At 66.1% G+C, this 13,409-nt stretch carries 7 protein-coding genes; 2 read left to right on the top strand and 5 right to left on the bottom strand.

Features of this window, described 5'->3' with window-relative positions; genetic code table 11:
* The first annotated feature begins 17 nt into the window (after positions 1-17).
* Both WBR68_RS11850 and WBR68_RS11845 read left to right on the top strand, forming a co-directional pair.
* Entirely contained in the window at positions 18-1,004 is a 987-nt protein-coding gene (locus tag WBR68_RS11850; protein ID WP_230694344.1) for a zinc-dependent alcohol dehydrogenase family protein, read from the top strand.
* A gap of 407 nt (positions 1,005-1,411) precedes the next feature.
* Positions 1,412-7,477, top strand: coding sequence for an autotransporter outer membrane beta-barrel domain-containing protein (locus WBR68_RS11845; RefSeq protein WP_230694343.1), 6,066 nt, complete (start codon positions 1,412-1,414; stop codon positions 7,475-7,477).
* Between the two features lie 40 nt (positions 7,478-7,517).
* On the opposite strand, the gene WBR68_RS11840 is transcribed toward WBR68_RS11845, so the two are convergent.
* From WBR68_RS11840 to WBR68_RS11820, 5 genes are all read right to left on the bottom strand, one after another.
* The gene (locus tag WBR68_RS11840) at positions 7,518-8,960 is read right to left on the bottom strand and encodes an efflux transporter outer membrane subunit (RefSeq protein ID WP_230694342.1); all 1,443 of its coding nucleotides are present in this window, start codon (positions 8,958-8,960) and stop codon (positions 7,518-7,520) included.
* Positions 8,961-8,970: 10 nt separating this feature from the next.
* Positions 8,971-9,900, bottom strand: coding sequence for an efflux RND transporter periplasmic adaptor subunit (locus WBR68_RS11835; RefSeq protein WP_230694341.1), 930 nt, complete (start codon positions 9,898-9,900; stop codon positions 8,971-8,973).
* A complete protein-coding gene (locus WBR68_RS11830) occupies positions 9,893-10,087 on the bottom strand; it encodes a DUF1656 domain-containing protein (RefSeq protein WP_050446448.1) in 195 nt (64 codons plus the stop codon). The genes WBR68_RS11835 and WBR68_RS11830 overlap by 8 nt, the downstream gene beginning before the upstream one ends.
* Entirely contained in the window at positions 10,077-12,119 is a 2,043-nt protein-coding gene (locus tag WBR68_RS11825) for an FUSC family protein (RefSeq protein ID WP_230694340.1), read from the bottom strand. The genes WBR68_RS11830 and WBR68_RS11825 overlap by 11 nt, the downstream gene beginning before the upstream one ends.
* Before the next feature lie 243 nt (positions 12,120-12,362).
* A complete protein-coding gene (locus WBR68_RS11820; protein WP_230694406.1) occupies positions 12,363-13,295 on the bottom strand; it encodes a LysR family transcriptional regulator in 933 nt (310 codons plus the stop codon).
* Positions 13,296-13,409 lie beyond the last annotated feature (114 nt).

The raw sequence follows: 13,409 nt of genomic DNA, 5'->3' as shown, positions 1-13,409 counted from the left end.
CCAGAAAGGAGTTGATCATGACCATGCAGGCGCTTGTTATCAACCGCTACAACGGTCCGCTTGAATTGACCGAAATCCCCATGCCGCAGCCGGGCCAGGGCCAGGTGCGCGTACGCATCGCCGCAAGCGGCCTTAACCCGCTGGACACCAAGATTCGGGCTGGCAGCGCCGCGCACGCGAAGCATCCGCTGCCCTTGGTGCTGGGCATCGATATGGCCGGCGTGGTCGATGCAGTCGGGGCCGGCGTAGCCGCGTTCCACGTCGGCGACGAGGTCTATGGCATGACGGGTGGTGTCGGTGGCATCCAGGGGTCGTTGGCCCAGTATGCGGTGGTGGATGCCGACTTGCTGGCCATCAAGCCGGTGAACCTTTCGATGCGCGAAGCGGCGGCGTTGCCCCTTGCGTTTATCACGTCTTATTCGGGCATCGTCGACCGCGCGCGCCTGCAAGCTGGCCAGACCGTGCTGGTGCAAGGCGGCGCGGGTGGTGTCGGCCATGTGTCGGTGCAACTGGCGCGCGCCTTGGGCGCCCAGGTTTTTGCCACGGCTGCCTTGCGTGACCATGATCTGGTTGCTCGCCTGGGCGCAACGCCCATCGACTACCAAGCGCAGTCGGTGGAGACGTATGTGGCTTCGTTGACGCAGGGCGCGGGCTTTGACCTGGTTGTTGACACCGTTGGCGGCCCATCGCTGGATGCCGCGTTTGCCGCGGTCAAACACTTTGGGCATGTCGTCAGCGCGTTGGGATGGGGCACGCATGCGTTGGCGCCGCTGTCGTTTCGCGAGGCCACGTATTCGGGAATATTCACGCTTTATCCGCTTCTTACCGGCCAGCACCGCGCCCATCACGGCGCCATGCTGCGCGAGGCCACGCGGCTGGTGGAAGCCGGCAAGCTCAGGCCGAATCTTGATCCCCGCCGGTTCGACCTGCGATCAGCAGAAGCGGGCTACGACGCAATCACCAGCGCAAGCGCGCACGGAAAAATCGTGGTGGATGTGGCGTGACTTAAACGACCGGCCCCACATTGATGAACTTGGGAGCGGGATCGCGCGCTGCATCTGCTCGTCACTGAGACCTTGCGCGTCAAGAATGACCGCCTGATGCGCACGGACTGTCGTTGTGGTTTTTTGACAAGCCTGACACCGATTCGTCGACCGAAAAGTGCGTTTCGTCGAAACGTCAAAACGCCCACACGCCTGCGTGATAAAAACCACGGCATCAGAATGAATCAGAAAACTAATGCGGCCTGTTGTCACGGGCTTGCTGCGAGGGGTTGAAGATGAAGAAGGCGACCGCAACGCGAACTTTGCGCGCAAGGGCCGCTTTGCGCCCTGGGTTTGAACCGCGTCGATCGCTGCCGCGTCCGGCGAACTGGCTGGAGCTGCTTTCAGTTACGGCGGTCGGCCTGATCATGTCGCAGCCTGCCGCCGCGGCCTTGAGTTGCCCCGCGGTCAATACCAATCCCTCCACTTCCACCACCTGCACCATTTCGTCCAGCCAGGGTGGGGCAGGGGCGCAGGTGACCGTCACCAATACCGCCAACGCCGGCACCGGCGACAACATCGGCGACTACGGTGGCAACTACACGGTGATCAACAACGGCGCAGTGCTGCAGCCCAGCGCCCCACAGGGCGGCATCTTCGTTCGGCTTACAGGCGGCATGGGGTCCAGCGACACCAGTAATAACGCCACGAACGGCGGTAACGGCGGCACCATCACCATCAACAACAATGGCGGGACCATCACGGTGCAGAACGCACCGACCGCCAGCGGGCAAGGCAGCGGACCCGGCATCTGGGCGGATTCAGGATCGCAGTTCGGCATCTATGGCGCCTCGGTCGGTGGTATTGGCGCCAACGCCAGCGATACGGTGATTGGCGGGGGCAACGGCGGTCGGGGCGGCGACGGTTCAGCCGTCACGATCACGAATAGCGGCAACATCAGCGTGTCGAACCTGCCGTATGGCGGCGTGGGTATCTACGGCGCCAGCATCGGTGTCGTGGGCGGGAACCAGGACAGTGCGGCGACGGGCGATCAGAACGGCGGCAATGGCGGGGGTAGCAATGTCGTCAATATCAACAACAGCGCGACCGTTTCGGTCACCGGCACCGCCGGGCGCTATGCCTGGGGCATCGGCGCCGAATCCATCGCTGGCGACGGGGGGCATGACAACGGCAGCGGCTCCAGCGCCGGGGCGACCAACTACTCGAATCCCACCATCATCACCAACACCGGCAACGTATCGGTGAACGTCAACGGGTCGGCCCTGGGCAGCGTACGCGGCCTGTATATCCTGAGCCAGGGCGGCAACGGCATGACGTCCGAGGACGGCAGCGATAACGGCGGCACCGGTGGCCAATTCGGCGCGATGAGCGTCGTCAACAGCGGCCAGGTCTCCGTGGCCAGCACGTCGACGGTAGCGCCCACCAGCCTGACGAATGCGTCTGGCGGCATTGTCGTCATCGGGCTGGGGGGCAATGGCGGCATGGGCCCGCAGACAATCACGAACACCAGCGGCGAGATCGGCGGATACGGCGGCGGCAACGGCAACACCACGACCGCCGTCACGCTGAACAGCGGGTCGTCGGTCACGACTTCCGGCGGTTACCTGCCTGGCGTCAATGTGATCACGCTGGGCGGTAATGGCGGCGCGGGCCGCGAGGACAGCAACGGCGCGGCCGGCGGCAACGGCGGCACCATCAACATCACCATGAACGGCAACGCCAGCATTCAGACCAACGGCGTGCAGTCACACGGCATTTCGGCGATCAGCCAGGGCGGCGCGGGCGGCGGGGTCGAGACCAGCAGCGGCATCATCGACTTCACGCCCGAGAACGCCGGCAGCGGTGGCGCGGGCGAGGCAGTCACCGTAACCACCACCGGCGGCTCTATCCAGACCCGGAACGATGACTCCATCGGCATTCTTGGCCAGTCCCTGGGCGGCGTCGGTGGTGTCACCACGGGCAACTTCGAACTGTTCGGCAACGCTGGCGCCGATGCGGGTATTGGCGGGGCCAGCGGCTCGGTCACGATCAACAGCCAATCGTCGATCTCGACCACCGGCCAGTCATCCCACGGCATTTCGGCGCAGGCCATTGGCGGCGGCGGCGGAACAGCGGGTGTCAGCAGCGGCATCATCGCGTTGGGCGGCGCGGGCGGCACGGCGGTGTCTGGCGGCACGGTCAATATCAGCCAGTCCGGCGGGCTGAGCACCAGCGGGACGGGGTCAATCGGGATGTTGGGCCAGTCCATCGGCGGCGGTGGCGGGGACGGCGGCGCGGCAAGCGGCGTGGCCGTCATTGGTGGCCAGGGCGGAGGCGGCGGCAACGGCGGCTCGTCCACCGTCGGCATGAACGGCTACACATTGAATACCAGCGGCGACCATGCCTACGGCATCGTGTCGCAGTCCATCGGTGGCGGCGGCGGGACCGGCGGCGCGGCGTCTTCCTACGACGCCGGCGTGGGGTTTGCCATCGCCGTCGCGGTGGGTGGCACCGGCGGCAGCGGTGGCGCGGGCGGTACCGCGGTGGGCAATGTTTCCAACGCAAGCCTGACGACAGGGTCGTCGGGCACCACCAATGGCGACGCGCATGGCGTGGTCGTGCAGTCCATCGGTGGCGGTGGCGGAGCCGGCGGCGCGTCGGTGGCGAAGGCCCTGGCGATTGCCGTTCCGGACGAGGACGCGTCCTTTGGGGTTGCGGTGACGTTTGCAATGGGCGGTTCCGGCGCAACGGGCGGTGGCGGTGGCTCGGCGTCGTCGGCCATCAACAACTCGATTCTGACCACCTACGGCGCCAACTCGCAGGGCGTGCTGGTGCAATCCATCGGCGGCGGCGGCGGCTTGGGCGGCAGCGCCTCGGCGCTGTCCACGGTGGTTGGCACGGGCGACTCCGTGGGCGGCACCGTTCAGTCGTCGGTGGGCGGCAGCGGCGGGCCGGGCAGCTACGGTGGTACTGCCATGCTTAGCCTGGCGGGCAGCACCATCACCACCTGGGGAGACTCCGCGAACGCCCTGGTGCTGCAAAGCATCGGCGGCGGCGGCGGGTCGGGCGGCGTGGGCTCAGCCACCGGGCGCAGTCCCAACGTGGACGCCAACGTTTCCATCACGGCGAACGTGGGCGGCATCGGCGGGGCTGGCGGGCAGGGTGGCATCGCGTCGCTTACCGTCGACCCCACCAGCACGGTCGTCACCCACGGCGACGGCGCGCGCGCGGTGCTGGTTCAGTCCATCGGCGGCGGCGGCGGTGCGTCGCAAGGCGGTCAGGTCGGGCTTGCCGTCAATAGTGAAAGCGAAGACGGCACCACCGATGTCCGGGGCACTGTGTCGGTCGGCCGCGGCGGTACCGGCGGCGGCTTCGGCGGCACCATTATTCTGAACAGCGACGGCAACATCACCACCCATGGCGCGGATGCAGACGGCTTGCTGGTGCAGACCATTGGCGGCTCGGGCGGCCTGGGTGGGGCGGTGGGTGGCACCAGCGAGAACAACGCATCGGGGTCGCTGGGCGATTCCGGCACCACGTACCAGTTCAACGTTTCGGTGGGCGGCAACGGTGGCGCTGGCGGCAACGGCGGCGCGATAGGCACGACTTCCTCGCCCGCCAGCCTTGGCGCTTCCACAAATACCTTCGGCGACTACGCGGACGCGGCGGTACTGCAATCCATTGGCGGTGGCGGTGGCGCGGGCGGCGCATCGACCGCGTCATCCAGCATTTCTACATCCAACGTGTCGATTTCGGTGGGCGGTTCCGGCGGATCCGGCGGCGCGGGCAACGGTATCAATGCCTTCCTGAATGGCAACGGCACCAACAGCTTCAACACGTCTGGTTATGGCGCCATGGGCATCGTCATGCAGTCCATCGGCGGCGGCGGCGGAATGGGCGCCACCGGATCGCCGCTGGCCAAGGGCTCGCTGCGTGTTGGGGCCACGGGTGGCAGCGGCGGAGCGGGCGGCAACGTCACGGTAGCCGGCGGCAGCTATGCCTCCATCCAGACCAACGGCGACAGCGCCCACGGGCTGGTCTTGCAGTCCATTGGCGGCGGCGGCGGTATTGCAATGGCCGGCAGCACGGCATCCGCCTCGAAGCCCGGCAGCCAGCAATTCAACCTGCACGCGGGCAGCGCTGGCGTGGGCGGCACGGGTGGGGCCATCAATGTGGCCACCGGCCTGAACCTGAACACCTATGGCGATCGGGCCATCGGCGTGATCGCGCAATCAATCGGTGGCGGCGGGGGCATCGTTACCTCCGGCACGGCAACCGGCGTAGGCACCACGGTTTTGGGCGGGGGCAATTCCAATGGCGGCTCGGTAAGCCTGAACCTGCAATACACCCTGAACACGCATGGCGCGGGTGCGCACGGCATTGTGGCGCAGTCCATCGCCGACGGCGGCGGCATCCTGGGCGACACGACAAAGCTGATCACCACGAACTCGGCCGGCTTTCTGCCTAGCACGTTCAACTCCAGCAGCGCCGGCAGCGTATCGGTTTCCTTTAACGGAAACCTGTCGACCGTGGGCGCCAATTCCTACGGCATCATCGCGCAGTCCATCGGCGGTGGCGGCGGCCTGGCCGGCGGCCCGCAGGGCGGCTTTGCGGGATCGGTAAGCAGCAGCGCGGGCAATGCCAGCAGCGTCACCGTCAACCAAAGCGGAACGCTTAGCGCAACGGGTTCGGATTCCACGGGCATCATGGCGCAAAGCCAGGGCGGACAAAGCGAACAGAGCGTAACGGTCAACATCAACGGCAGTGTGGTGGGTGGCACCAACAGCGGCAAGGGCGTGTGGATACTGGACGGCCACAACAACGTGGTCAACGTCAATGCAGGCGGATCGCTTGCCGCGTTGTCGAACACGGCGTTGACGTTCAATGGCGATTCCACCACGGCGGCGGGTTCCTTTCTTACCCTGAACACCTACGGCACCGTCACCGGCAACGTCTATTGCGGCAACAGCGATTCCACCAGCGCGTGCAATTTCTACGTGCTGCCAGGCGGCGTTGCCAACGCGGCCGTTGCGTATCAGGCCAACGTCATCAACTCGGGGCTGATCGTGATTGGCTCGCCAGGCCAATTCCAGACCCTGACCGTAAGCGGCAATTTCCGTCAGGCCGATAGCGGCGTACTGCGCGCCGACGTGGATTTCGACCAGATGCGTGCCTCGCGAATGGTGGTGCAAGGCAATGGCGATCTGAACGGCAAGATCGACGTGCTTGCCGCCGCGCTGCTGCCCGACCGCGAGCTGACGGTGCTGACGGTGCAGGGCAGTTCCCAAGGCAGCGTGGACGCCATGGACAGCCCCGTCTTCGATTACGCCACGCGCCAGGTCGGCCAGGACACGCGAATCCGTGTGTCGGCCGCCGACTTCAATGCGCCGGCCATGCAACTGAAGTCAAACCAAGTGCAGGTGGCGGGTCACCTTCAACGCATCTGGGACGCCGGCGGCAACTCGGCCCTGGCGCCGCTGTTCGGCCAGTTGGACCAGGCTTCGCGCGCGGGGGCGGGCACCTATCAAGACAGCGTGGCCAGCCTGTCGCCAGGCGTCACGGCCGCGCCCGCCGTGCAGTCGGCCGCAAACCTTGGGCAATTCACCGGCGGGATGATGTCGTGCCCCACGTTCACCGGCGTCGACGCTTTTACCGGCGAGCAGAATTGCTTCTGGGGCCAGGTAACGGGCCGCTCCACCGACCAGGACGGCAGCAAGGGCACGACGGGTTTCAGCTACGACACGGTGACCTACCAGTTTGGCGGCCAGCGTGAAGTCAGCCCGGGCTGGTTCGTGGGCGGCTCGGCTGCCTATGAAAACAGCAAAGTGCGCGCCACCAACGGCAACGTACGCGGCGATGGCGACAGCGGCTATATCGGCGCGGTGGTCAAGCGCGAGGAAGGGCAGTGGGTGTTCTCGGCGGCGGTGGGCGGCGGCTACGGCGGCTATCGCATGGATCGCAACATCGACATTGCGGGATACCAAGACACCCTGACCAGCCATCCCGACGTCTACGGCTTCAACGCGCGCCTGCGCGCCGCCCGCACCTTCGCTTACGACAACATGTATGTGAAGCCCTACCTGGATGTCGACGCCAGCTATACCCGCATGCCGGGATACCAGGAGTCGGGATCAAACCCGCTGGCCTTGTCGGTGGACGGCAACGACCAGTTCATCATGGGCCTGTCACCCATGATCGAATTCGGCGGACGCGCAGAGCTGCCCGACGGCGCGGTACTGCGGCCGTTCCTGTACGCGGGTGTGTCGTTCCTGTCGAAGAATGATTGGACGTCCAGCGCACGCCTGCGCGGCGCGCCTGCCGGGACGGGGTCGTTTGATACGACGCTGCCTATTGATGATGTGGTGGGGAAGGTGGGGGCGGGCTTGCATGTGATGCGAGCAGGGGGCGTGGATTTTCGGTTGCAGTATGACGGGCAGTTTTCTGAGCACGTGCGCAGCCATAGCGGGACGTTGAAGGTGATGGTGCCGTTTTGAGGGTGGGCGGCTTCAATGTGCCGGCTGCTCACGCCGGCATCTAAGGGGCCAATGCCGTGTCCGACGACCCAGCCCCCAACGCCTTGTACAAGGCAATGCCTCCTTGCAATTGCCCCAACTGGCTGATGACCAACGCATCGCGTGCCTGGTTCAGGCTGCGCTGCGCCACCAGCACCGGCAGGTAAGCGCTCAACCCGCGCGCGTAGAGTTGGCGGGTCTGTTCCAGGGCTTGTTGGCTGGCGGCCACGGCCTTCTGCAACGCGGCTTGTCGTTGGCGTTGGCTGGTCCATGCGGTCAAGGCGTCTTCCACGTCGCGCAGCGCCAAACGTACGTCCCGCTCGTAGACGCGCCGTACGGCGTCGGCGTTCGCCTGTGCCGCGGTCACGCCTGCGCGCGCGTGGCCGGCGTCGTAGAGAGGCAGGCTACCCTGCACGGCCGCCGACCACGCCAGGCTGGCGCCTGAGAACAGGTCGTGGATGACGCTGGCGGTGGTGCCCAGCCCCAAGGGAATACGGAATGTGGGAAAGCGTGCGGCCTGCGCCACGCCGATTTGCGCGGTGGCGGCGGCCAGGCGTCGTTCGTCGGCGCGCAGGTCGGGGCGTTGGCGAATGACGTCCGACGGCAGCGACAGAGGCAGGTCGGCTGGCATGGGCAAAGCCGGCGCGGACGTTGCAAGGTCGGCACGCCAGTCCCCGGGAAACCCGCCCGCCAGCACACCGATGGCATGGCTGAAACGGGCGATTTCCGCGTCCAGCAAGGGCGGCTGCGCCTCGGCGGTTTCGCGCTCGGCGCGTGCCAGGGTGACGTCGGCCAGCGTGCCCAGGCCACTGCGGTGCGCTTGTTCAGCCAAGCGCTCGGTTTCGGCCAGCGTACGAATGTTGTCTTGTGCGATGGCCAGGCGCAGTTGCGCGGCACGCAGCCCGGCGTAATCGGCCACCAGTTCGGCGACCAGACTTACTTGCAGTGCACGATGGTCCTCGGCCAAGGCCTGGATGCCGGCATCGGCGGCCTCGACCGCGCGGCGCGTGCCGCCGAACAGGTCCAGCTCCCAACTCGCATCCAAGCCTAGATGCCAGGCTCGCGTCTGTCCGCCAGGCTGCGAGCTGAGTGCCTTGCTGCCGAGTGTTGCCTCGCCGCCAGCTCCGACCGAGACCTCGGGCAAGGCGGCCGAGGCGATTTGCACGCGCTCGGCGCGGGCCTGGCGCAGGCGTGCCAAGGCGATGTCCAGATCCTGATTGTGCGCCAGGGCCTGTGCGACCAGGCGGTTGAGCAAGGGATCCTGGAAGGTGCGCCACCAGGTGCGCAGGCCATCGTGGTCGCCATTGGACATGGCGGCGTCGGTATCAATCCAGTGCGCGGGCACATCCAGCGTCGGCGTGCGGTAGTCCGGGCCCACGGTGGTGCAGCCGGTCAGGAATGCCAACAGGGTAGGAAGCAGCGCCTGCCGAAGGCGCGACCAAGTGCGAGGGATAGGTACATGCATGGCCTTGTCCTCACATCCAGCGGTGTAGCAGCGAGATCAGGCGGCCCTGGGGCACCGCCGCGCCTGGCGAGGGCGTGACTTCGATGCTGCCGGTCATGCCGGCCGCCAGCAGGATGTCATGCGGGACATGCTCGAACTCGACGCGCACCGGGATGCGCTGCGCCAGCCGCACCCAACTGAAGCTGGGTTCCACGCTTGGCAGGCCCTGCGCGTCGGCCTGCTGGTTGCTGTCGGTAATGCCTCGCCCGATGCTGGCTACCCGCCCCGGCAACACCTGGTCGTACCCCATCAGGCGGATCCGCGCCGAAGCGCCGGGTTGGATGCCACGCAGTTTGGTTTCCTCGAAGTAGCCGGTGATCCAGAAGCTGTGGGCGTCGATCAGGGCGATGTTGGGCTGGCCCGTCACGGCGTAGTCGCCCTTGCTCAATCGCAGGCGCGTGACGTAGCCATCGGTTGGCGCATGCAGTTCAGTGCGTGCAAGATCCAGCTTCGCCCTGTCCACGGCGACCTGTGCACTGCTTAGGTCGGCCCGGGCGATGGCGGCCGCCTGGTTCGCCCGCTGGATGTCTTCGGCCGGCACCAGGCTTTCCATGCCCCGGCGCCGCCGCGCCTCGTCGGTTTTCTGGCGCAAGGACACCTCGGCGGATGCCAACTGTGCTTCGGCCTGGGCCAACGCCAGCGCGAAGCTGGCATTGTCGATGCGATAGAGCAGGTCACCTTGTTTGACGTATTGATCGTCCATGACCGAGACCTCGACGACGGTGCCTGACACCTCGGGAGCGATACGCACGATATGCGCGCTGACCCGACCATCGCGGGTCCAGGGGGCGACGACGTAGGCGCGCCACAGCGCGCTGACCAGAAACCCGGCAGCAACGACCACCGCCAGGGTGAGACCTGCGCGCAGCAGGAGCTTGGCGGGAAACGAACGTTCAGACATAAAGCACCAACAGGGAAACAAGGCAAAGGGAAATGGCGAACTCGAACAGGCCCGGATGCCACACCCAGCGCAGCACCCCGCAACGCACCAACACGAAGCGAAGGCCCATATAGATAGGCAGCGCCAGGCAGGCGTACACAAGGAACGGTGGCAGGTAGATGCCGGCCAAAGAAAATTCACTGAGCATGGGTGTGGCCTTCAGAGGAATACGGAACGTCGTTCGCATGGCGTTCCAGCAGCGCGGCGATGTCGAGCAGTACGACCGCCACGCGCCGCACCTCATCCATCGTGGCGTTGGACCGCAACGGCAAACGCGCCAAGGAGGTCGCTGCGCGGCGGGCATGGCGTGCGGCTCGCGCGGGATCATCGGCCCGCTGGCGCAGATGGCGCAGCGTGCGCGCCACCACGCACGGCCATTCGGCGTCGTGGGGCGCCTGGCGCAGCCAGCGTCGCAGGCGCAGGATTTCCCGACCCAGATGCAGGCTGGTCAGCGCCTGGGCGATGGCGCGATCCATCGCCTGCGGCTGCGTCCTGAGCAAGGCGCCAAGTTGCGCGATGCGGTGTTGCTGGCGCCATTGCCAGGCTGGTGCATCGGGCGGCTCGTTGCGCAAGGTGGCCAGCGCCGCGTCGCGGATGCGCTGGCGCAAGCGCGTGACGTCGCGCGCCCCGTTGCGCGGCAGCACGATCTTGAAGCCCAGCAGCGTGAAACATGTCGCCAGGATCCAGGCCACCGCGCCATTGAGGAACAGGGCAAAGTCGTAGCGCATGGGGTTGTCCGCCGCCGCCAGGGTCGTGAACGCCACCAGATAGGCCACGCCCGCCAGCGCATGGCGCGGCATCGTGGTGGCATACACGCCAGGCAACCAGAACAGGCTCAGGGTCACCTGCAGCAGCGGCAGGCCCGAGACGTGCGGCAGCACGAGGAAAGTGCACAGAAAGGCCATCGCCACGGCGGCCACCGTGCCCTTGATGAATTCGACCGCGCCCAGCGCGGGATTGGGCGCAGTGGACAGCAGGGCGCATGCCGCCGCCAAGCCCGCCAGCATCATGTTGCCTTCCGTCCAGCCGGTGGCGATCCAGAAGGCGCCTCCCATCAACACAGTCAACAAGGCGCGCAGGCCATTCTGGAAAGCCGCCACCGTGTCGCGGTGAAACGGCACGGACACGCGCGCCGGCGTTGGTGTGGCTTGGTGGAAGCGCTCGATACCTTCGATGGCTTGCAGGTAATCGTCCAGTTGCTCGATCAAGCGATCGCCTGCGATCATCAAGGCGGCTTGCTCGGAGGCATCGTCCAGCGAGGTCGCGGACAGGACCGCCACCAGCCGGGCGCGCAGGGCGTTCAGTCGTTCGATGGCTCGTGTCGTTGAGGTCGGGCCGTGTCCTGTCGGGCCGCGCTCGGCCGAGCCGCGTTCCTGCGCCAGAGCCTGCGCGACCTCCCGCCATGCTTCCTCCCAGTCCGGCTGCAACGCACTCAGCACAGCGAGACCGGCGCTGTGTTCGCGCAGGGGCGGCGCGCCGCCTACCAAGGCCGAAAACAGCGACACCATCGTGTGCCGCACCGTGCCGGCACGATGGGCCAGATCAGCGGACTCGGCCTTGCCCAGCGCCAGCAGATCGTCCACGCCATATACCTCGGTGATGAGCGAGCGTCGTCCGGCATCCAGGGGCTTGGCGCCCGGCTCGGCGGTGCCTTGAATAGCCTGGTGATGCGTCGCCAACACGCCCGCCGTCGCGGCCGCAAGGCGGTCGAGCAGTATGGCCAGGCGGCTATGTACGCTGCGGCTGCTGAACACGGCCGACACCAGCGCCAGGCAAACCACGCCGATCAGCACGGACGCGCCACGCCCCATCACCTGATCGAAGGTGCGTTCCGGATGCTGCATGGCGCCGTAGGCCGCCAAGCCCACGGTATAGCCCGCCAGCGTGGCGCCATAGGCCCGGAAATGACGCAGCAGCGTCATGCCCACCACGCACACCCCCAGCCACACGCCGAACCCGAACAGAAAGAGCCAGGGCATTTGGCCGAAGGCGCTCATCAGCACGAAGGCCGCCAGCATCCCGACCAGCGTGCCCAGCACCCGCCACACCCCCTTGCCGATCACGCCGCCCTGGACAGGGTTGATGACGAGCAGCACGCTGGAAGCCGCCGCGTAGGGCGCGTGCAATTCCAGCAGATAAGCCACCACCAAGGCCAGGCAAGCGGCCAGGATCGAACGCATTACGTAGGTTGCGCGTGGCGTCGTCAGATCAAGATAAGGCAGCCCACGCGCCAAGCCGTCCCGAAACCGGGAAAGGCGTGGAGAGACGCCCGAATTTGCTTCAGGCACGTTCGCCGAATGCACGTTGCAACCCTTCTACAGAGATCAATACGCATCACTGTAGGTAGGCCCAATCATTCCGAAAAGTGAATTTATTGCACTCCAACGATTGCGTAAGACGCACGCATCGGGGCAAGCACCTTCCTATGGCTTGGCGCGCTTGGCCGCCTGTGCCTGGCTCTCGTTGGAGAGCGTATGGATGGTTTGCCGCAACCATTGATGGGCCGGATCACCCTCCAGGCGCGGATGCCAGGCCTGTGTCAGCAGCACCGTTTCCAGCGGTGTCGGCAGGTCGAATACGCGAATGCGCAGGCCTGCGGACAGCGCGGCGCTTGCCAGATGCCGGGGCAGGGGCAATAGCAGATCCGAATCCTGCAATGCGAACAGCGCCGTGTACGGATTGGGCACCACCAGGGCGACGTGCCGGCGCAGGCCCTGCGCTTCCAGCGCGTCATCCAGCGGCCCGGCGGCCTTGCCACGCCGCGACACGTTGATGTGCTCCCAGCGGGTAAGGCGTTCGGGCGTGATCTCGTCGTCGAAAATCGGATGGTTGGCGCGCGCGACACCCACGAACGTCGTGGTGAACAGGGACTGCACACGAATCTCGGGCCCCAGCTTGCGCGAAGCGCTGATGAACAGGTCGATGCGACCACTGCGCAGCGCCTCTTCGTCCACGTCGTCTTCCTCCGGCGAAAAGCGCAGCATCGCCCGTGGCATGTCCCGCGCCATCGCATCCAGAAGATGGCCCAGATGGATACTCACAAACTCATCGGTGGCGCGCACGTTGAAACGCCGATCCAGCGATTTCAGGTCGATCTCGGCATCGGAAGCGAACACCTGCGAGGCCTGTTCGACCGCTGCCCGCACCTGTTCGCGCAGTGCCAACGCTTTGGGGGTAGGCATGAGCTTGCGGCCGACCTGGACGAACACGGGATCGCCCAGCGCCTCGCGGATGCGGCTCAAGGTGCGGCTCATCGCCGGCGCACTCAAGTGCATGCGGCGCGCGGCGCCGATAACGCTGCCCTCGTCGAGCAGCGCATCCAGCGCCAGAAGAAGATTGAGATCGGGACGTGGCACGGCTGCCCTCTGTTGATTTACTTTTTTGCAATCATAGTTTGTATTAAATAACGAACGAAGCATCTACCCAACGCTCGCCGTCAATTCAAGCTGGACGGATAATTGGCGCCACCA

Source organism: Achromobacter sp. JD-1 (assembly GCF_038594925.1).
GTDB classification, from domain to species: Bacteria; Pseudomonadota; Gammaproteobacteria; order Burkholderiales; family Burkholderiaceae_B; genus Achromobacter; species Achromobacter spanius_C.
Note: the sequence above shows the minus strand (reverse complement) of the source record. Positions and strands in the feature narration are given on the sequence as shown.

Excerpts from the sequence above, each read along its gene's own strand:
- WBR68_RS11845 (WP_230694343.1), top strand. The coding sequence starts at position 1,412 with ATGTCGCAGCCTGCCGCCGCGGCCTTGAGTTGCCCCGCGGTCAATACC.
- WBR68_RS11840 (WP_230694342.1), bottom strand. The coding sequence starts at position 8,960 with ATGCATGTACCTATCCCTCGCACTTGGTCGCGCCTTCGGCAGGCGCTG.
- WBR68_RS11835 (WP_230694341.1), bottom strand. The coding sequence starts at position 9,900 with ATGTCTGAACGTTCGTTTCCCGCCAAGCTCCTGCTGCGCGCAGGTCTC.
- WBR68_RS11830 (WP_050446448.1), bottom strand. The coding sequence starts at position 10,087 with ATGCTCAGTGAATTTTCTTTGGCCGGCATCTACCTGCCACCGTTCCTT.
- WBR68_RS11850 (WP_230694344.1), top strand. The coding sequence starts at position 18 with ATGACCATGCAGGCGCTTGTTATCAACCGCTACAACGGTCCGCTTGAA.
- WBR68_RS11825 (WP_230694340.1), bottom strand. The coding sequence starts at position 12,119 with ATGCGTTCGATCCTGGCCGCTTGCCTGGCCTTGGTGGTGGCTTATCTG.